Source organism: Streptomyces sp. NPDC002574, from assembly GCF_042889545.1.
In the GTDB taxonomy this organism is placed as follows: Bacteria; Actinomycetota; Actinomycetes; order Streptomycetales; family Streptomycetaceae; genus Actinacidiphila.
In genome coordinates this window covers 598,700-617,857 of sequence record NZ_JBIARB010000003.1, presented here as the reverse complement: position 1 = coordinate 617,857, position 19,158 = coordinate 598,700, and the positions used below count along the sequence as shown (strand labels likewise).

General features: G+C 72.2%; 15 protein-coding genes. 3 read left to right on the top strand and 12 right to left on the bottom strand.

Translation table 11 applies throughout. The annotated features are described in order from the left end of the window. Positions 1-88: 88 nt before the first annotated feature. From infB to rimP, 4 genes are all read right to left on the bottom strand, one after another. The gene (gene infB, locus ACFYXS_RS09700; RefSeq protein ID WP_389245699.1) at positions 89-3,229 is read right to left on the bottom strand and encodes a translation initiation factor IF-2; all 3,141 of its coding nucleotides are present in this window, start codon (positions 3,227-3,229) and stop codon (positions 89-91) included. A 159-nt stretch (positions 3,230-3,388) separates the two neighbouring features. After that, a complete protein-coding gene (locus tag ACFYXS_RS09695; RefSeq protein ID WP_389245696.1) occupies positions 3,389-3,667 on the bottom strand; it encodes a YlxR family protein in 279 nt (92 codons plus the stop codon). Positions 3,668-3,745: 78 nt separating this feature from the next. Continuing rightward, positions 3,746-4,732, bottom strand: coding sequence for a transcription termination factor NusA (gene nusA / locus ACFYXS_RS09690; RefSeq protein ID WP_319665370.1), 987 nt, complete (start codon positions 4,730-4,732; stop codon positions 3,746-3,748). A gap of 2 nt (positions 4,733-4,734) precedes the next feature. Continuing rightward, positions 4,735-5,259: a ribosome maturation factor RimP gene (gene rimP, locus ACFYXS_RS09685; RefSeq protein WP_319665371.1), complete on the bottom strand. Its 525-nt coding sequence runs from the start codon at positions 5,257-5,259 to the stop codon at positions 4,735-4,737. Between the two features lie 184 nt (positions 5,260-5,443). Here rimP and ACFYXS_RS09680 point away from each other — a divergent pair, with 184 nt between their 5' ends. Genes ACFYXS_RS09680 through ACFYXS_RS09670 form a run of 3 tightly spaced genes read left to right on the top strand, consistent with a single transcriptional unit; the run spans position 5,444 to position 7,349 of the window. Next, positions 5,444-5,953: a hypothetical protein gene (locus ACFYXS_RS09680; protein ID WP_389245693.1), complete on the top strand. Its 510-nt coding sequence runs from the start codon at positions 5,444-5,446 to the stop codon at positions 5,951-5,953. A 7-nt stretch (positions 5,954-5,960) separates the two neighbouring features. Beyond that, the gene (locus ACFYXS_RS09675) at positions 5,961-6,389 is read left to right on the top strand and encodes a ferritin-like domain-containing protein (RefSeq protein WP_389245691.1); all 429 of its coding nucleotides are present in this window, start codon (positions 5,961-5,963) and stop codon (positions 6,387-6,389) included. A gap of 30 nt (positions 6,390-6,419) precedes the next feature. Then, positions 6,420-7,349, top strand: coding sequence for an aminoglycoside phosphotransferase family protein (locus ACFYXS_RS09670; RefSeq protein ID WP_389245689.1), 930 nt, complete (start codon positions 6,420-6,422; stop codon positions 7,347-7,349). Positions 7,350-7,964: 615 nt separating this feature from the next. On the opposite strand, the gene ACFYXS_RS09665 is transcribed toward ACFYXS_RS09670, so the two are convergent. The 8 genes from ACFYXS_RS09665 to ACFYXS_RS09630 all read right to left on the bottom strand — a co-directional run bounded on the left by ACFYXS_RS09665 (position 7,965) and on the right by ACFYXS_RS09630 (position 19,073). Beyond that, positions 7,965-9,653 carry a proline--tRNA ligase gene (locus ACFYXS_RS09665; protein WP_389245687.1) on the bottom strand — a complete coding sequence of 563 codons (1,689 nt, stop codon included), beginning with the start codon at positions 9,651-9,653 and terminating at the stop codon, positions 7,965-7,967. Positions 9,654-9,723: 70 nt separating this feature from the next. After that, positions 9,724-10,257, bottom strand: a complete 534-nt coding sequence (locus ACFYXS_RS09660) for a GNAT family N-acetyltransferase (RefSeq protein ID WP_389245685.1) — start codon at positions 10,255-10,257, stop codon at positions 9,724-9,726. A gap of 14 nt (positions 10,258-10,271) precedes the next feature. Continuing rightward, positions 10,272-11,117 (bottom strand): GNAT family N-acetyltransferase, encoded by an 846-nt coding sequence (locus ACFYXS_RS09655; RefSeq protein WP_389245683.1) that lies wholly within the window; start codon positions 11,115-11,117, stop codon positions 10,272-10,274. Positions 11,118-11,257: 140 nt separating this feature from the next. After that, positions 11,258-12,412 carry a flavodoxin-dependent (E)-4-hydroxy-3-methylbut-2-enyl-diphosphate synthase gene (gene ispG, locus ACFYXS_RS09650; protein WP_389245681.1) on the bottom strand — a complete coding sequence of 385 codons (1,155 nt, stop codon included), beginning with the start codon at positions 12,410-12,412 and terminating at the stop codon, positions 11,258-11,260. Positions 12,413-12,513: 101 nt separating this feature from the next. Further along, positions 12,514-13,839 carry a M50 family metallopeptidase gene (locus ACFYXS_RS09645; protein ID WP_389245679.1) on the bottom strand — a complete coding sequence of 442 codons (1,326 nt, stop codon included), beginning with the start codon at positions 13,837-13,839 and terminating at the stop codon, positions 12,514-12,516. Continuing rightward, entirely contained in the window at positions 13,836-15,113 is a 1,278-nt protein-coding gene (gene dxr / locus ACFYXS_RS09640) for a 1-deoxy-D-xylulose-5-phosphate reductoisomerase (protein ID WP_389245677.1), read from the bottom strand. The genes ACFYXS_RS09645 and dxr overlap by 4 nt, the downstream gene beginning before the upstream one ends. A gap of 77 nt (positions 15,114-15,190) precedes the next feature. Continuing rightward, on the bottom strand, positions 15,191-17,128 hold the full coding sequence (locus ACFYXS_RS09635) for an acyl-CoA dehydrogenase family protein (RefSeq protein ID WP_389245675.1): 1,938 nt from the start codon (positions 17,126-17,128) through the stop codon (positions 15,191-15,193). Between the two features lie 499 nt (positions 17,129-17,627). Beyond that, positions 17,628-19,073, bottom strand: a complete 1,446-nt coding sequence (locus tag ACFYXS_RS09630; protein WP_389245673.1) for an aldehyde dehydrogenase family protein — start codon at positions 19,071-19,073, stop codon at positions 17,628-17,630. Positions 19,074-19,158 lie beyond the last annotated feature (85 nt).

The window sequence follows — 19,158 nt, the reverse complement described above, 5'->3', positions numbered from 1 at the left end:
AACAGTAAGCACCACACTAAAGGCAACGGCCGGGGCCGATCGACGGAATTTCTCTTCCACCGACCGGCCCCGGACACGGCACCAGCGATCAGACGCGCGGCTTCTCGCGCATCTCGTAGGTCGCGATGACGTCGTCGATCTTGATGTCGTTGTAGTTGCCGAGGTTGATACCGCCCTCGTAACCCTCACGAATCTCGGTGACGTCGTCCTTGAAGCGCCGCAGACCCTCGATGTTGAGGTTCTCGGCGACGACCTTGCCGTCGCGCAGGAGGCGCGCCTTGGTGTTGCGCTTGACCTCGCCGGAGCGGATGAGCACACCGGCGATGTTGCCGAGCTTGGAGGAGCGGAAGACCTCGCGGATCTCGGCGGTGCCGAGCTCCACCTCCTCGTACTCCGGCTTGAGCAGACCCTTGAGCGCCGCCTCGATCTCCTCGATGACCTGGTAGATCACCGAGTAGTAGCGGACGTCGACGCCCTCACGCTCGGCCAGCGACGTGGCACGGCCCTCGGCCCGCACGTTGAAGCCGATGATGATCGCGTCGGAGCCCGCCGCCAGGGTGACGTCGGTCTCGGTGACCGCACCGACACCCCGGTGGAGGATGCGCAGGTCCACGTCCTCGCCGACGTCGAGCTGGAGCAGCGAGGACTCCAGGGCCTCGACCGAACCGGACGCGTCGCCCTTGATGATGAGGTTGAGCTGCTGGACCTCGCCGGCCTTGAGCACCTTGTCCAGGTCCTCCAGGCTGACCCGGCGGCGGGACTTGGCGAAGGCCGCGTTCCGCTCGCGGGCGGCGCGCTTCTCGGCGATCTGACGGGCCGTACGGTCCTCGTCGACCACCAGGAAGTTGTCGCCGGCACCCGGCACGTTCGTGAGACCGAGCACCAGGACCGGGGTCGAGGGGCCCGCCTCTTCGAGGGTGTTGCCGGTGTCGTCGAGCATGGCCCGGACACGGCCGTACGCGTCGCCGACCACCATGGTGTCGCCGACCCGCAGGGTGCCGCGCTGGACCAGGACGGTCGCCACGGCGCCGCGGCCGCGGTCGAGGTGGGCCTCGATCGCGATGCCCTGGGCGTCCTGCTCCGGGTTGGCGCGCAGGTCGAGCGCGGCGTCCGCGGTGAGGACCACGGCCTCCAGCAGGCTGTCGATGTTCAGGCCCTGCTTGGCGGAGATGTCGACGAACATGGTGTCGCCGCCGTACTCCTCGGCCACCAGGCCGAACTCGGTCAGCTGACCGCGCACCTTCGTCGGGTCCGCGCCCTCGACGTCGATCTTGTTGACCGCGACCACGATCGGCACCTCGGCCGCCTTGGCGTGGTTCAGGGCCTCGATCGTCTGCGGCATGACGCCGTCGTTCGCCGCCACCACGAGGATCGCGATGTCGGTGGACTTGGCACCACGGGCACGCATGGCGGTGAACGCCTCGTGACCGGGGGTGTCGATGAAGGTGATGGCCCGGTGCTCGCCGTTGACCTCGGTGGCCACCTGGTAGGCACCGATGTGCTGGGTGATGCCGCCGGCCTCGCCCGCGACCACGTTGGTCTTGCGGATCGCGTCGAGCAGGCGGGTCTTTCCGTGGTCGACGTGACCCATGACGGTCACGACCGGCGGACGCGCGACGAGCGCTTCCTCGCCGCCCTCGTCCTCGCCGAACTCGATGTCGAAGGACTCGAGCAGCTCGCGGTCCTCCTCCTCCGGGCTGACGACCTGGAGGGTGTAGTTCATCTCGTCGGCAAGCATCTGCAGCGTGTCGTCGGAGACGGACTGGGTCGCGGTGACCATCTCACCGAGGTTCAGCATCACCTGGACGAGCGACGCCGGGTTGGCGCCGATCTTCTCGGCGAAGTCGGTCAGCGACGCGCCACGGGACAGGCGCACGGTGTCGCCGTTGCCGCGAGGCAGCATCACACCGCCGACGGACGGGGCCTGCATGGCCTCGTACTCCTGGCGCTTCGCACGCTTCGACTTGCGGCCACGGGCCGGACGGCCACCGGGGCCACGGCCGAAGGCACCCTGCGTGCCACCACGGCCACCCGGACCACCGGGACGACCGCCGAAGCCGGGACGGCCACCGCCGCCGGCGAAGCCGCCGCCACCACCGGCACCGGGGGCACCGCCACCGGGGCGCGGGCCGCCGAAGCCGCCGCCGCCACCGGGACGACCAGCGCCACCGCCACCACCGGGACGACCGGCGAAGCCGCCGCCGCCACCGGGACGACCGGCGCCGCCGCCACCACCGGGACGCGGGCCCGGACGGGCACCCGCACCGGCACCGGGACGGCCGGGGCCGCCACCCGTGGAGGCGGGACGCTGCGGCATCATGCCGGGGTTCGGACGAGGACCGCCGCCCTGCGGACGGGGCATCCCGCCCGGGGTCGGACGAGGACCGGACGCGGCACCGCCGCCGGGACGCGGCGCGCCACCCGGACGCGGACCGGCGGCACCCGGGGCGCCACCGGGGCGCGGGCCGGGCTGGCCGGGGGCTCCGCCGCCCGGACGCGGCGCCTGCGGGCGCGGCATGCCGGTCGAGCCGGAGGTGAAGGGGTTGTTGCCCGGACGGGGACCGGCCGGACGTGCGGCACCACCCGGACGCGGCGCCTGGCCGCCCGGACGCGCACCGCCGGGGCCGCCCTGGCCACGGCCGCCGTCACGCTGACCGTCCCGCTGACCGGGACGCGGCGCGCTGCTGGGACGCGGGCCGGGCTGACCGGAACGCGCGGCAGGGCGCTCGGCGCGCTCGGCCGGGGCCGGACGCTCGGCAGCCGGACGCTCGGGGGCCGGGGTCTGCTGCGGAGCCGGCGGGGCGGAGAACTCCGCCTGCGGCACCGGGGTGACCGGCGCGGGCTTGGCCGGAGCCGGCTTGGGGGCCGGCGTCGGGCGCGGACCGGGGGTCGGCGCGGAGCCGGCCGCGGGCCGCGGGGTGGTGGGGGCGGATCCCGTCGCCGGCTTGGGGGCCGGGGCAGCGGGACGGGCCGGCGCGCCCGGAGTGGGTGCGGCCGGCTTTGCGGGCGCTGCCTTGCGCGGCGCCGCGGGCCTGGCGGCGGAGGGCTTGCCCGAGGCGGAACCGCCACCGGGACCCTGCAGTGCGTCAGTCAACTTGCGAACAACCGGCGCCTCGATCGTCGAGGACGCCGAACGGACGAATTCGCCAAGTTCTTGGAGCTTGGCCATGACGACCTTGCTCTCAACTCCGAACTCCTTGGCGAGTTCGTATACCCGGACCTTAGCCACTTCGCTCCTTCATGAGGTCCGGGGTGGTCGTCCGCCGGACCGTCGCTACTTCATGGGCGTACTCATCGCGTGCTCATCGAGTGCTCATCGCAATCTCGACCTACTTCCAACTCGCGGGGTACCTGATCGCACGGTTGCCCGTGCGCTCTCCTTGCTCACTCACAGTGTCGCCTGTTCGACATGATCGCGGAGTTCCGCGGTGTCCAGCGGTCCCTGGGCCCGGAAGGCCCGCAGAAACGCCCGGCGGCGGACCGCCAGGTCGAAACAGACGGTGTCGGGGTGCACATAGGCACCCCGACCGGGCAGCGTACCGCGAAGATCGGGGACACAGGAGCCCCCGACCACCACCACACGCAGCAGATCGTGCTTGGCCGCCCGCTCCCTGCAGCCGATGCATGTGCGCTCCGGGCGTGCTGGGCCGTGCGTCCGGCCAGACATCTTTAGTCTACCTCCCCGCGCCGACCTCACCCCTCTGGGTTATGCGGCGCACGGTTGATCCTCGATTGCCAACGGGTGCTACTGCTCGGCCGGCTCGGTGTCCGGGCGGATGTCGATCCGCCAGCCCGTGAGCCGTGCTGCCAGGCGGGCGTTCTGCCCTTCCTTGCCGATCGCCAACGAGAGTTGGTAGTCCGGCACGGTCACCCGGGCCGAGCGCGCGCCCATGTCGACGATCTCCACCTTGCTCACCCGAGCGGGTGACAAGGCGTTCGCCACCATCTCACCCGGTTCGTCCGACCAGTCGACGATGTCGATCTTCTCGCCGTTCAGTTCGGCCATCACGGCACGCACCCGCGCGCCCATCGGGCCGATGCAGGCGCCCTTGGCGTTCAGCCCCGAACGCGTCGAGCGCACCGCGATCTTCGTGCGGTGGCCGGCCTCGCGGGCGATGGCCGCGATCTCCACGGACCCGTCCGCGATCTCCGGGACCTCCAGCGCGAAAAGCTTCTTCACCAGGCTCGGGTGGGTGCGCGACAGCGTCACGGACGGACCGCGCACACCCTTGGCGACCCGGACGACGTACGAGCGCAGACGCGTGCCGTGCTTGTAGTCCTCGCCGGGGACCTGCTCCTGCACCGGCAGGATGGCCTCCAGCTTGCCGATGTCGACCAGTACGTTCTTCGGGTCCTTGCCCTGCTGGACCACACCGGTGACGATGTCGCCCTCGCGGCCCGCGTACTCGCCGAAGGTGATCTCCTCCTCGGCGTCGCGCAGCCGCTGGAGGATCACCTGCTTGGCGGTGGTCGCCGCGATCCGGCCGAAGCCGCTCGGCGTGTCGTCGAACTCCCGGGGCTCGGCGCCCTCGGGGGTCTCCGCCGCGTCCTCCTTGGCCCACACGGTCACATGGCCGTTGGTGCGGTCCAGCTCCACCCGCGCGTTGCGGCGGCTGCCGGGCTCGCGGTGGTACGCGATGAGGAGCGCCGACTCGATCGCCTCGACCAGCAGTTCGAAGGAGATCTCCTTCTCCCGGACCAGACCCCGCAGGGCACTCATGTCGATGTCCACGGCTACGCCTCCTCAGTGCTCTCGTCGCCGTCGGTGTCGGCATCGGCCGGGTCCTTGCGACTGAATTCGATCTCCACCCGCGCCTTGGCGATCTCGCCGAAGGCGATGCGGGCGGGCTTGGGCTTGCGCCCCTTGACACCCGGGACCTCGAGGTCGAGACCGTCCTCGTCCACCGCCATGATCCGCGCGACCAGCTCGTCGCCGTCGGTCCTGGTCAGCTTCACCAGCCGGCCCTCGTTGCGCCGGAAGTGCCGCGGCTCGGTGAGCGGGCGGTCCACGCCCGGGGAGGAGACCTCCAGCAGGTACGGCGTGCCGCCCATGGCGTCGGCGTCGTCCAGTGCCTGCGAGATCTCCCGGCTGAGCTCGGCGAGGGTGTCCAGCGGAGCGCCCTCGTCGGAGTCCACGATCACCTGGAGCTGGCGCCGGTTCCCGGCCGCCGTCACCTTGATCTCTTCCAGATCCAGCCCCGTCTTCGCGACGAGGGGCTCAAGCAGCCCGCGCAGCCTCTCGCTCTGGGTGGTGCTCATCCGGGTGACTCCTCGGCCGCGTGTGCTGTTGTGGTGGAAGGTCGTGTGTCGGCCCAAAGCCTATCGGTTCGGGTGCCGGAACGACGATTCGGCACTGTGGAGGGCGCCGTCGCGAGGTGCGCCCCCGGCGCCGGTACCCTCTCCGGTGGTGATCACGGGAAGGGGCTTTGTGCCACTCAGGAACATGCCGCGCCGGCGCGCGGTCCGCACCGCTCTCGTCCTGCCCGTCCTGCCGGCCGCGGCCGGGCTGCTCGGCGGCTGCTCCGACCGGCAGGGGCATCGTTCCGGTGCGCCGGGGCCGTCCTCGCCCTCCCCCGACCCGGTCCTGATCCTGCGCGAGCGGGCCGCCCGGGACAGCAGTGCGCTGCTCGCCCGCTACGACGCCACGATCGCCGCCCACCCGCGGCTCGCGACGCGGCTGCGGCCGCTGCGGGCCGAAGTGGCCCGGCACGTAGCGGCGTTCGGGCCGCCGACGCGCCGCGCGCCCGTCTCGTCGCCCTCGCCCACCCCGTCGCCCACCGTCTCCGTGCCCCCGCGCGAGGGTGCGGCACTGGCCGCCCTCGCCACCGCCGAACGGACCCTCGCCGGCGAACGGGCCGGCGCGCTGCTCGACGCCCCGCCCGAACTCGCCCGCCTGCTCGCCTCGGTGGCCGCGTGCGGCGCCGGGCACGTCCTGCTGCTCAAGGAGAACTGACCCGCCCATGGCACAGCAGCAGCCGCTCGCGGCCGTCCAGGCTGCCCTCGCCGCCGAGCACGCCGCCGTCTACGGCTACGGCGTGGTCGGCGCCCGCATCGGTGACGACCCCACGGGGCGGGCCGCCGCCGGCTACGACGCCCACCGCGCCCGCCGCGACTCCCTGCGCCGTACCGTCACCGACCTGGGTGGCGAACCCGTCGCGGCCTCGGCGGCCTACACGCTGCCCTTCCCGGTGCCGGACCGGGCGGCGGCGGTCCGCCTCGCCGCCGAACTGGAGGACCGGGTCGCCGGCGTCTACGCCGACCTCGTCCGCGCCGCCACCGCCGACCTGCGCCGCGAGGCCGCCGACGCGCTCCGCGAGGCCGCGGTGCGTGCCGTGGGCTGGCGCGGCGGGAGCGTAGCCTTCCCGGGTCTGGCCGAGCGCGGCCGGTAGACCCGATCCGCAGGAGGGACGACCCCCCGCATGACCCCGGCACCGCAGCACCTCCAACCGCCCGAGCGGCTGATCCGCACCGTCAGCGCCTGGGAGGGCGACCCGGGCCGCGCCTGGCTCGCCGCGCTCCCCGAGCGCGCCGCGGACCATCTCGCGCGGTGGGACCTGCGACCGGAACGGGTGCTCTCTCCCGGCGGCCAGATCAGCATGGTCGTCCTGGTCCGCCGGGCCGACGACACCCCCGCCACGCTCAAACTCGGCCTCGTCACCGACGAGACCCGGCACGAGCACGCCGCGCTCGCCCGCTGGGACGGACGCGGCGCGGTACGGCTGCTGCGCGCCGACCCCGACGAGGGCGTCCTCCTCATGGAACGCCTCCACGGCGACGTCTCGCTGCGCTCGCTGCCCGAGGCCAAGGCGATGCTGGAAGCTTGCGCCACGCTCCAGCGGCTGTGGGTACCGCCGGGTGACGCCCACCCCTTCACGTCCGTGGCCGACCACACCGCCGGGCTCGCGGCCCGGCTGCGGGAGCGGGCCGCCCACCCGTACGTCGACGTGGAGGCGCGCCCCCTCGTCGACGAGGCCCTCGCGATACGGGACGCCCTGACGGGCGGGTCCCAGCCCGAGGCGATGCTGCTGCACGGCGACTACCACCACGGCAACGTGCTCTCCGCCGACCGCGTCCCCTGGCTCGCCATCGACCCCAAGCCGCTCGTCGGCGACCCCGCGTTCGACCTCGGGTGGCTCGTCCGCGACCGCCTGGAGACGCTGCTGGCCGCCCCGGGCGCGCAGGCGGCCGCGCGGCGGCGGGTCGCCAAACTCTCCGACGCGCTCGAGGTGGACCGGGACCGGGTCCGCGGCTGGGCCCTCTTCCGCGCGGTCGAGGCGGGCGTCTGGGCGTTCTCCGTCGCCGACCGCCCCTCCGGCGAGCTCCTCCTGGAATTCGCGGGCCTCCTCTGACGACGTTTTCCCGCCGCCCGCCCTCCCCCAACCTCCGGCCGGGGTTGCCCCCAGCCCGGCGAGGTCAGGTGCCCCGGCGCGCGTGCGGGGTGGGCCGGGTTCGGGGCCTCCGGGGCTGCACGTCCTGGACTGGCATATTTACGCGCCTTTCCAGCACCTGCTCATCCCATCCCGACCCGGACAGTGCGCACAAATATGCCGCACCGTCCAGAACATCCACCCCTACGACCCCGCCCCCTCCGTCTCGTCATGCGCCTGATCCCCGGAGGAGGGTAGAGACGGCACCGCGCTCGGGCCACCCATTGGCGCAGCGCCGACCAGGTGCCCAGCCGTCACCGCCAACCACCCCCCACCGGGGATCAGGCGCGACAACCCACGGAGGGGGCGGGGTCGTAGGGGTGGGTGTTCTGGACTGTGGAGCATATTTGGGTGCATGACCCGGGGCGATCAAGGAACAGTGCCCGAGGCACCTAAATGTGCTGTCCAGAATGCCCAGCCCCGGAGGCCCCGAACCCGGCACCCCACGAAACGCGCGCCGGGGTCCCTGACTTCACAGGGCACCCGGGAGGGCGGGCGGGGGAACCCCCGACGAAGGGGCGCCCCCGCAAGGCGCGGCTACGCGGAGAGGCGCGCAATCGCGTCCGGCACGGAGAGTTCCTCGCGCTCCCCGGACCGCCGGTCCTTGAGCTCGACGACACCCTCGCCCGCCCCCCGCCCGACCACCAGAATCGTCGGCACCCCGAGCAGCTCCGCGTCCGTGAACTTCACGCCGGGCGAGACCCCCGCACGGTCGTCGACGATGACCCGCACGCCCGCGGCGTTCAGCCTCTCCGCGACCTCGAGCGCCAGCTCGGTCTGCAGGGCCTTGCCCGCCGCGACGATGTGGACGTCGGCCGGGGCGATCTCGCGCGGCCAGCACAGGCCCTGCGCGTCGGCGGTCTGCTCGGCGAGCGCGGCGACGGCGCGGGAGACGCCGATGCCGTAGGAGCCCATGGTGACCCGGACGGGCTTGCCGTTCTGGCCGAGGACGTCGAGCTCGAAGGCGTTGGCGTACTTGCGGCCGAGCTGGAAGATGTGGCCGATCTCGATGGCCCGGTCCAGCTTGAGGCCGGCGCCGCAGCGCGGGCAGGGGTCGCCGGGCTCGACCGTGACCACGTCGAGGTACTCGTCGACCTCGAAGTCGCGGCCCACGACGACGTTGCGGGCGTGCGTGTCGGGCTTGTTGGCGCCGGTGACCCAGGCGGTGCCGGGGGCGACGCGGGGGTCGGCGAGGTAGCGGACGCCGGTCAGGCCCTGCGGGCCGACGTAGCCGCGGACCAGGTCGGGGCGGTCGGCGAAGTCCTCGGCGGTGACGAGTTCGACCTCGGCCGGGGCGAGGTGCTCGCCGAGCTTGCCGAGGTCGACCTCGCGGTCGCCGGGGACGCCGACGGCGACGATCTCGCCGTCGACCTTGACCAGCAGGTTCTTCAGCGTCGCGGAGGCCGGGACACCCAGGTGCGCCGCCAGCGTCTCGATGGTCGGGGTGCCGGGGGTGTCCACCTCCTCCAGGGCCGGGTGGTCCACGCCCTCGACCGGGGGCACCACGGTGGTGACGGCCTCGGTGTTGGCCGCGTAGTCGCACGCGGGGCAGTCCACGAAGGTGTCCTCGCCCGCCGCGGCGGGGGCGAGGAATTCCTCGGAGGCCGAGCCGCCCATGGCGCCGGAGACGGCGGAGACGATCCGGAAGTCGAAGCCGAGGCGGGAGAAGATCTTGATGTACGCCTCGCGGTGCAGGCGGTAGGCCTCGGCCAGGCCCTCGTCGGTGGTGTCGAAGGAGTAGGAGTCCTTCATCTGGAACTCGCGGCCGCGCAGGACGCCGGAGCGGGGCCGGGCCTCGTCGCGGTACTTGGTCTGGATCTGGTAGAGGATCACCGGCAGGTCCTTGTAGGACGCGGCCTGGTCCTTGACCAGCTGGGTGAAGATCTCCTCGTGCGTGGGGCCGAGCACGTAGTCGGCGCCCTTGCGGTCGCGGAGCTGGAAGAGCAGGTCGCCGTACTCGCCGGCGCGGCCCGTCACCTCGTAGTTGTCGCGCGGGAGCAGTGCGGGCAGGAGGACCTCCTGGCCGCCGATGGCGTCCATCTCCTCACGGACGACACGCGAGACGTTCTCCAGGACCCGCTTGCCGAGCGGCAGCCAGGTCCACACCCCCGCCGAGGAGCGGCGGACGTATCCGGCCCGGACCAGGAGCTTGTGGCTCGCGGTCTCGGCGTCGGCCGGGTCGTCGCGCAGCGTCTTGAGCAGCAGCCGGGACATGCGCAGGACCATGGGGCTCTCCAGGGGGTTTCGTGCCGTTGCGGCGAGGATATCGACCCACCGGGCACGGCCGGAAACGCGTTTACCGCAGGAGCGGCAGCCAGGCGCCCATGACGGCGTACGGCTTGGTGGCGCTGGGGAAGTGCACCGGCCGCGCGAGGTCGGTGTAGCCGAGGGTGCGGTAGAGGCGCCGGGCCCGGCTCTCGGTGTCGATGGCGGACAGGATGCTGCGCGGCTGGGCGGCGGCGTCGGTGATGGCGGTGATCAGCGCGCGCCCGATGCCGCGGCACTGGAAGTCGGGGTGGACGTGCAGCTCGGTGATGGTGAAGGCGTCGTCGAGCCAGTCGTCGGTGCCGGTGCGGCGCAGGTAGGGCTCGACGACGGTGGACCACCAGTGCGTGCGGTGGTTGGGCATGCCGTAGACGAAGCCCGCCAGCCGTCCGTCCGGGGCGAGGGCGCCGAGCGCGCGGACACCGGGGAAGCCGAGGTGGCGCAGCACGATCTGGTGGCGGATGGCGACCTCTTCCGCGCCCAGCCCGAAGGCGACCGCCTGGACGGCCAGTGCCTCGTCCACCCGCGCCGCCAGGTCGATCGGCTCGACCGCCACGTCATCCATGGGCGGCGACACTACTAGAACAGGACGCTCATGAAAGCGCCGACCTCGGTGAACCCGACGCGCCGGTAGGCGGCCCGGGCAGGCGCGTTGAAGTCGTTGACGTAGAGGCTGGCCACGGGCGCGACGTCACGCAGCGCGTAGTTGAGCACGGCCGCCATGCCGGTCTCGGAGAGCCCCTGGCCGCGGTAGTCGGGGTCGACCCAGACGCCCTGGATCTGGCAGGCGTGCCGGGTGACGGCGCCGATCTCGGCCTTGAAGACCACCCGGCCGTCCTCGATGCGGGCGAACGAGCGCCCGGTGGAGACGAGTTCGGCGACCCGCGCCTGGTAGATCAGGCCGCCGTCGCCGGCGAGCGGGGAGACGCCGACCTCCTCGGTGAACATGGCCACGCACGCGGGCATGATCAGGTCCAGCTCGTCGCGCCGCACCCGGCGCACGCCGGGGTCGGGTTCGACGTCGGCGGGCAGGGCCCGGGTGACCATCAGCGGCTGGCGGGCCCGGATCTCACGGGCCGGTCCCCAGCTCCGTTCGAGCAGCGACCACAGGGCGGCGGTGGAATCGGCGGGGCCGACGATCGACGAGCAGCGGCGGCCCGAGCGCAGCGCCCGGTCGGCGAAGGCGCGCACGGCCTCGGGGCCGGCGCAGATGGGGACGAGGTTGGCGCCCGCGTAGCACAGGGCCTCCAGCCGGCCGCCGAAGTACCAGCCCCACAACTCGCCGCCGAGCCGCCACGGGTCGAGCCCGGCGACGGCGACCCGGGAGGCGACGAAGGCGTTGGCCACCGGGTCCCGGTCGAGTACCGCGAGGACGGCGTCGAGTTCTCCGGGTTCCAGAACCTTGGTCGTCGTGGTCGTCAACACGTGGGCGCCTCACCGTACGGGCCTCGGTGGTCGGGGAAGTCCCCGAACTTTACCCCGCCGCAGCGCGTTCCGCCCTTGCCGCCCGCATCCCGGGACGGGAGCGGCGGCAGGGGCGGGACGGTGCGCATGCGGGAGGAGGGTCAGCTGACGGAGACGGAGGGCTCACCGGAGGCGATGCCGTCGGCCTCCATCTGCTCGGCGAGCTTCATGGCCTCCTCGATGAGGGTCTCCACGATCTTCGACTCCGGCACGGTCTTGATGACCTCGCCCTTCACGAAGATCTGCCCCTTGCCGTTGCCCGAGGCCACCCCCAGGTCCGCCTCACGCGCCTCACCCGGGCCGTTGACGACACAGCCCATCACCGCGACCCGCAGCGGGACCTCCATGCCCTCCAGACCCGCCGTCACCTCATCGGCCAGCTTGTACACATCCACCTGCGCCCGCCCGCACGACGGGCACGACACGATCTCCAGCCGCCGCTGCCGCAGGTTCAGCGACTCCAGAATCTGGATACCGACCTTGACCTCCTCCGCCGGAGGAGCCGACAGCGACACCCGGATCGTGTCCCCGATGCCCTCGCTCAGCAGCGCGCCGAACGCCACCGCCGACTTGATCGTGCCCTGGAACGCCGGGCCCGCCTCGGTGACCCCCAGGTGCAGCGGATAGTCGCACTGCTGCGCCAGCAACCGGTAGGCGTTGACCATCACGACCGGGTCGTTGTGCTTCACCGAGATCTTGATGTCACGGAAGCCGTGCTCCTCGAACAGCGAGCACTCCCACAGCGCCGACTCCACCAGCGCCTCGGGCGTGGCCTTGCCGTACTTCTCCAGCAGGCGCCTGTCCAGGGAACCGGCGTTCACGCCGATCCGGATCGGGGTGCCGGCGTCGGAGGCCGCCTTGGCGATCTCCTTCACCTTGTCGTCGAACTGCCGGATGTTGCCCGGGTTCACCCGCACCGCCGCACAGCCCGCGTCGATCGCCGCGAACACGTACTTCGGCTGGAAGTGGATGTCCGCGATCACCGGGATCTGCGACTTCCTGGCGATGGTGGCGAGGGCGTCGGCGTCGTCCTGCGAGGGGCAGGCGACCCGCACGATCTGGCAACCGGAGGCGGTGAGCTCGGCGATCTGCTGCAGCGTGGCGCCGATGTCCGCGGTGACGGTGGTGGTCATGGACTGGACGGAGACCGGTGCGTCGCCGCCGACGGCCACGGATCCGACCTGGATCTGGCGGCTCTTGCGGCGGTCGGCGAGCTTGATCGGAACGGACGGCATCCCGAGCGAAATCGCGGTCATGTGCGTGGCATCCCCAAAGTACGCGGATCGAGGTCCCGGCGGCATGGGCGGGCTCCGTTGAACGAGACTACGTCACCCCACCCACGCCGAGGACATCGCGCCTAGGTCAAACGCACCGGATTGATGAGATCCGCGGCCATGACCAGGGCCGTGAAGCAGATGAAGACGCCGGCGATCACGTAGGCGACCGGCATCAGCTTCGCCACGTCGAACGGGCCCGGGTCGGGGCGCCGGAAGACACGGGCGAGGTTGCGCCGCAGCGACTCCCACAGGGCGCCCGCGATGTGGCCGCCGTCCAGCGGGAGCAGCGGCAGCATGTTGAACAGGAAGAGGGCCAGGTTGACCCCGGCGAGCAGGTTCACCATCAGGGCGATCTTCTGCGTGGCCGGCAGGGGCAGCGAGAAGACGTCGCCGCCCAGGCGGGCCGCGCCGATCATGCCGACCGGGGAGTCGGGCTGGCGCTCGGCGCCGTTGAAGACCGAGTTCCACAGGGCGGGGATCTTGCCGGGAAGCGCTCCGAGCGACCGGACGCCGTCCTCCGCCGTCGTGGCCATGTGGTCGACCGACTCGCCGAAGCCCAGCCGCACCACGCCGTTGGCGGGCGTGAAGCCGAGGAACCCGGCCTGGACGTACTGGTCCTTGACGACGAGGCCCTGGCTGTCGGTCTTGACGACCTTGTTGGCGATCAGGTTCGCGTGCAGGTCGACGGTCTTCCCGTCGCGCACCACGGTGATGGTGGCGGGGCCGATCGTCTTGCGGATCTCCTGCTGCAGCACCGACCACTGGCTGTCGTCGACCTTGACCCCGTTCAGGGCCACGATCTTGTCGCGCTTCTGCAGTCCGGCCGCCTTGGCGGGCGCCGCCGGGTACTTGCCCTGCGCACAGGGGTCCTTGGCGTCCAGGGCCTTGGTGTCGGACGCGGGGATGACGCAGTCGGAGACCGAGCCGACCGTCGTGGTCTGGGTCTGGAGGCCGAAGACCATGAACAGCATCAGGAAGAGCCCGAAGGCCAGGATCAGGTTCATGAAGGGCCCGGCGAACATCACGATCACGCGCTTCCACGGCTTGCGCGTGTAGAACATCCGGGTCTCGTCGCCCGGCTTCAGTTCCTCGTACGCCGCCGACCGGGCGTCCTCGATCATCCCGCGGAAGGGCGAGGTGGACCGGGCGGTGATCCGGCCGTCGTCACCGGGCGGGAACATGCCGATCATGCGGATGTAGCCGCCGAGCGGGACGGCCTTGACGCCGTACTCGGTCTCGCCCTTGTGCCGCGACCAGATGGTCGGCCCGAAGCCGACCATGTACTGGGGAACGCGGATCTTGAAGAGCTTGGCGGTGGAGAGGTGGCCGAGTTCGTGCCAGGCGATGGAGACCAGCAGACCCACGAAAAACACCGCGAGCCCCAGGACCCACATGAGTGCCGTCATACGCGTGCCGCCTCCGTTGTCGCCTGCTCCGCTTGTTCCGCAGCCAGTTCCCGGGCACGGGCCCGTGCCCAGCTCTCCGCTTCGAGGACGTCCTCGACCGTGAGAGAAGTTCCCGCCGCGGGGGTGCCGTGTTCCTCCACCACCCGCGCGACAGTGTCCACGATGCCGGTGAAGGGCAGCGTGCCCGCGAGGAACGCGGCCACGCACTCCTCGTTGGCCGCGTTGAACACCGCGGGGGCGGTACCCCCGAGGCTACCGACGCGGCGCGCGAGCGCCACCGCCGGGAACGCCTCGTCGTCGAGCGGGAAGAAGGTCCAGGTCGCGGCCTTCGTCCAGTCGCACCCCGGCGCGGCGTCGGGCACCCGCTCGGGCCAGCCGAGGCCCAGCGAGATCGGCATCCGCATGTCCGGCGGGCTGGCCTGGGCCAGTGTCGAACCGTCCGTGAACTCCACCATCGAGTGGACATACGACTGCGGGTGGACGACGACCTCAATGCGGTCGAAGGGAATGTCGAAGAGCAGGTGGGCCTCGATGACCTCCAGGCCCTTGTTGACCAGGGTGGCGGAGTTGATGGTCACCACCGGTCCCATGTCCCAGGTGGGGTGGGCCAGCGCCTGCTGCGGGGTGACCCCGGCCAGCTCCTCCTTGGTCCGCCCCCGGAAGGGGCCGCCGGAGGCCGTGACGACGAGCTTGCGGACCTCGGAGCGGGCGCCGCCCATCAGGGCCTGGAAGAGCGCGGAGTGCTCGGAGTCCACGGGCACGATCTGGCCGGGCTTGGCCAGCGCCTTCACCAGGGGGCCGCCGACGATCAGCGACTCCTTGTTGGCGAGGATCAGCACGCGGCCCGCCTCCAGGGCGGCCAGCGTCGGGCGCAGCCCGATCGAGCCGGTGATGCCGTTCAGCACCGAGTGGCACGGCCGGCGGGCCAGCTCGGTCGCCGCGTCCGGGCCCACGAGCACCTCGGGCAGCGGCTCGCTCCCGTACCGCTCGGCGAGGGCCTCGCGGAGCGGGCCCTCGGCCTGCTCGTCGGCGACGGCGACCGCCTCGACGCCCAGCTGCAGCGCCTGGTCGGCGAGCAGCCCGACCCGGCCGCCGGCCGCGGACAGCGCGACCACGCGGAAGCGGTCGGGGTTGCGCAGCACGACGTCGATGGCCTGGGTGCCGATCGATCCGGTCGAGCCGAGGATCACGATGTCGCGGGGACCGTCGTGGGCGGCGGTGGCCGTGTCCGGTCCGGTCGGCCGCAGGTGCGGGTCGGCGAGAGAGTCGGTCATCCCCCTATTGTGTCGGGTCCGCGGCACGCCGAGGGCACCGCCTCCGGGAAGCGGTGCCCTCGGCTGCGGCCGGCCGTTCAGCGGATCGGCCGGTGGACGTTCTCCTTGCCGGAGGGTCCGGGGTCGGTCGCGGCGATCCACGGGCCGTCGCCCGAGGGATCGACGATGCCGGATTCGAGCCAGGTGTAGGCGCCGCCGAGCACGCCGGTGACCACCTTGCGGTCGATGGTGTCGGTGTTGGCCCACAGGCGCCCGAACAGCTCCTCCACCCGCAGCCGCGACTGGCGGCAGAAGGCGTCGGCGAGCTGGTAGGCCTCGCGCCCGTTCTCGCCGCGGGTGCGCAGCATCTCGGCGCGGACGCAGGCCGCGCTCATCGCGAACAGCTCGGCACCGATGTCCACCACACGGCCGAGGAAGCCCTGTTTGGTCTCCATCCGGCCCTGCCAGCGGGACATCGCGTAGAAGGTCGAGCGGGCGAGCTTGCGCGCGCTGCGCTCCACGTACCGCAGGTGCACGGCGAGGTCGGGGTGGCCCGACGGGTGGAAGGAGCCGTACGACACCGGCAGCTGGCCCGGGCCCGCGACGAGCCTGGGCAGCCAGCGGGCGTAGAAGCCGCCGGCCTTCATGCCCGCCTTGGCCTTGTCGCCGAGGGCCTTGTCGGGGTCGATGAGGTCGCCGGCCACCGACAGGTGGGCGTCGACGGCCTCGCGGGCGATCAGCAGGTGCATGATCTCCGTCGAGCCCTCGAAGATCCGGTTGATGCGCAGGTCGCGCAGCAACTGCTCGGCCGGCACGGCGCGTTCGCCGCGCGCGGCGAGCGATTCGGCGGTCTCGAAGCCGCGACCGCCGCGGATCTGGACGAGTTCGTCGGCCATGACCCAGCCCATCTCGGACGCGAAGAGCTTGGCGAGCGCGCCCTCGATGCGGATGTCGTTGCGGTTCTCGTCGGCCATCTGGCTGGAGAGCTCCATGACGGCCTCGAGGGCGAACGTCGTCGCCGCGATGAAGGCGATCTTCGATCCGACGGCCTCGTGCTCGGCGATCGGCTTGCCCCACTGCTCACGGGCCACCGACCACTCGCGGGCGGTCTTCAGGCACCATTTGCCGGCCGCGACGCAGGACGCGGGCAGCGACAGGCGGCCGGTGTTGAGGGTGGTCAGGGCGATCTTCAGGCCGGAGCCCTCGGGGCCGATGCGGTTCTCGGCGGGGACCCGCACCCGGTGGAAGCGGGTGACGCCGTTCTCGATACCGCGCAGACCCATGAAGGAGTTGCGGTTCTCGACGGTGATGCCCTCCGAGCCCGCCTCGACCACGAAGGCGGTGATGCCGCCCTTGTGGCCCTCGCTCCTCGGCACCCGGGCCATGACGACCAGCAGATCGGCCACGACGCCGTTGGTGGTCCACAGCTTGACGCCGTCGAGAACGTAGGAGTCCCCGTCCGGAACCGCCGTGGTGGCCAGGCGCGCCGGGTCGGAGCCCACGTCGGGCTCGGTGAGCAGGAAGGCGGAGATGTCGGTCCGGGCGCAGCGCGGCAGGAACCGCTCCTTCTGCTCCGGGGTGCCGAACATCTTCAGCGGCTGGGGCACGCCGATCGACTGGTGGGCGGAGAGCAGCACGCCGACGGCGGGACTGGCGGACCCGACCAGGGCCAGCGCCTTGTTGTAGTAGACCTGCGTGAGACCGAGGCCGCCGTACTTGGGGTCGATCTTCATGCCGAGGGCGCCGAGCTCCTTGAGCCCGGTGATGACCTCGTCGGGGATGCGCGCCTCGCGTTCGATCAGCGCGCCGTCCACCTTCGTCTCGACGAAGTCGCGGAGCTTGGCCAGGAACTCCTCGCCACGCTGGACCTGTTCGGTCGACGGTGTGGGGTGGGGGTGGATCAGGTCGAGCCGGAAGCGTCCCAGGAACAGTTCCTTGGCGAAGCTGGGCTTGCGCCATTCCTGTTCCCGGGCTGCCTCGGCGACCTGGCGTGCTTCGCGTTCCGAGACGGTGGGGCGGGCTGAACTTGCGGACATGGGGGCATCACCTCGCGTCGTTACCGACCGGTGCTACGTGTTCGTTAGTACCCCGGTTCCGGCATGGTCACCAGCCCTCGCGCACGACGGGCCGGACCCGCGGTGCCCGGCGGCCGTCCCGGGCAGCACGGCGGCCGGACGCACCGGGCGTCGGCGGCGAGCACCGTGGGAGCAGGAGCGGGGCGGCACACCGAACGTGACTGACGCAGCGTCAGCAGGGCCTCCGCGGAGTGTTCTTCGAGGTCCGGGCAGCTGTGAGGGTCCCCGGGGGGACCTGTCCGCGAGACCGTCCGGCACCTCCCGCGCGGCGGCGGAGCGGAGGCGCCCCGGGGCAGCCGCACCGGCCCCAGGGGATTCGCCCCGGCGCCCGGCTCCACCCGGGTGAACGCGCGGGCCGCCCCGCCGGCCGGACTCCAAGGGCCAGCGCCTCACGGAGAGTCGGGGAGAACGGCGCGGCCGGGGCGCACCGCACATGCGCCCCGGCCGCTGGAGGGATGGTCTAGAGGGCGAGCCCGGTCAGCACGAGCACGCGCTCATAGGTGTAGTCGTCCATCGCGTACTTGACGCCCTCACGCCCGACGCCCGAGTCCTTGACGCCGCCGTAGGGCATCTGGTCGGCGCGGTAGGAGGGCGCGTCGCCGATGATGACCCCGCCGACCTCCAGCTCCCGGTGGGCGCGGAAGGCGGTCTGCAGGTCGTGCGTGAAGACGCCGCTCTGCAGGCCGAACTTGGAGTCGTTGACCACGGCGAACGCCTCGTCGGTGCCGTCGACCCTGTGCAGCGACAGCACCGGGCCGAAGACCTCCTCGGTGGCGATGATCGCGTCGGCGGGCAGGTCGGCCAGCACGGTCGGCTCGTAGGCGGCACCGTCGCGCCCCCCGCCGGTCAGCAGCTTGGCACCCTTGGCCACGGCATCCTCGACCCAGGACTCGACGCGCCGGGCGGCGTTCTCGTCGATCAGCGGGCCGACGTCGGTCGCCTCGTCCGACGGGTCCCCGGAGACCTGGGCCCTGACCTTGGCCACGACCTTCTCCACCAGCCGGTCGTACACCGCCGCGTCCGCGACGACCCGCTGCACGGAGATGCAGGACTGGCCGCCCTGGTAGTTGGCGAACGTCGCGATGCGGCTCGCCGCCCACTCCAGGTCCTCCTCGGAGGACCAGTCCGCTAGGACGACGGCGGCGGCGTTGCCGCCGAGCTCCAAGGTGGTGTGCTTGCGCGGCACCGAGTCCATGATCTGGTAGCCGACCCGGTCGGAGCCGGTGAAGGAGATGACGGGCAGGCGCTCGTCCTGGACCAGCGCGGGCATCCGGTCGTTGGGAACCGTCAGCACGCTCCAGGAACCGGCCGGCAGGTCGGTCTCGGCGAGGATCTCGCCCAGCACGAGGGCCGAGAGCGGCGTGGACGGCGCCGGCTTGAGGATGATCGGCGTGCCCACGGCGATCGCCGGGGCGACCTTGTGCGCCACCAGGTTGAGCGGGAAGTTGAAGGGCGCGATGCCGAGCACACTGCCGCGCGGGAACCGGCGGGTCAGCGCGAGACGGCCCACACCGCCCGCGTCGGTGTCCAGACGCTGCGCCTCACCGCTGTTGAAGCGGCGCGCCTCCTCCGCGGCCCAGCGGAACACCGAGACGGCGCGGCCGACCTCGCCGCGCGCCCACTTGAGCGGCTTGCCGTTCTCGGCGGTGATCAGGCGCGCGATCTCCTCGGTGCGCTCGGCCAGCCGCTTGGACACGTGGTCCAGCGCGGCGGCGCGCACGTGCGCGGGCGTGCCGGCGAACTCCGCCTCGACCGCCTTGGCGGCCGCGACCGCCTCCTCGACCTGGTCCTCGGTCGGCACGCCGACCGAGGCGACGACGCTGCCGTCGTACGGGTTCACGACATCGAAGCTGTCCTCGCCGGTGACCGGGCGGCCGGCGAGCCAGAAGGCGGTGGAGGTGCTCATGCGGACACGGTAGGACGGGCGGCGCCCGGACGGGCTTGTCCACCGCGGAGTGCAAACCCGGCGCGATGCGCCGTTTCGGCACGCG

What these genes read in the sequence shown, in the direction of transcription:
- ACFYXS_RS09695 (WP_389245696.1), bottom strand. Translation starts at nt 3,667, where the DNA reads ATGTCTGGCCGGACGCACGGCCCAGCACGCCCGGAGCGCACATGCATC.
- rimP (WP_319665371.1), bottom strand. Translation starts at nt 5,259, where the DNA reads ATGAGCACCACCCAGAGCGAGAGGCTGCGCGGGCTGCTTGAGCCCCTC.
- ACFYXS_RS09680 (WP_389245693.1), top strand. Translation starts at nt 5,444, where the DNA reads ATGCCGCGCCGGCGCGCGGTCCGCACCGCTCTCGTCCTGCCCGTCCTG.
- ACFYXS_RS09675 (WP_389245691.1), top strand. Translation starts at nt 5,961, where the DNA reads ATGGCACAGCAGCAGCCGCTCGCGGCCGTCCAGGCTGCCCTCGCCGCC.
- ACFYXS_RS09670 (WP_389245689.1), top strand. Translation starts at nt 6,420, where the DNA reads ATGACCCCGGCACCGCAGCACCTCCAACCGCCCGAGCGGCTGATCCGC.
- ACFYXS_RS09665 (WP_389245687.1), bottom strand. Translation starts at nt 9,653, where the DNA reads ATGGTCCTGCGCATGTCCCGGCTGCTGCTCAAGACGCTGCGCGACGAC.
- ACFYXS_RS09660 (WP_389245685.1), bottom strand. Translation starts at nt 10,257, where the DNA reads ATGGATGACGTGGCGGTCGAGCCGATCGACCTGGCGGCGCGGGTGGAC.
- ispG (WP_389245681.1), bottom strand. Translation starts at nt 12,412, where the DNA reads ATGACCGCGATTTCGCTCGGGATGCCGTCCGTTCCGATCAAGCTCGCC.
- ACFYXS_RS09645 (WP_389245679.1), bottom strand. Translation starts at nt 13,839, where the DNA reads ATGACGGCACTCATGTGGGTCCTGGGGCTCGCGGTGTTTTTCGTGGGT.
- dxr (WP_389245677.1), bottom strand. Translation starts at nt 15,113, where the DNA reads ATGACCGACTCTCTCGCCGACCCGCACCTGCGGCCGACCGGACCGGAC.
- ACFYXS_RS09635 (WP_389245675.1), bottom strand. Translation starts at nt 17,128, where the DNA reads ATGTCCGCAAGTTCAGCCCGCCCCACCGTCTCGGAACGCGAAGCACGC.
- ACFYXS_RS09630 (WP_389245673.1), bottom strand. Translation starts at nt 19,073, where the DNA reads ATGAGCACCTCCACCGCCTTCTGGCTCGCCGGCCGCCCGGTCACCGGC.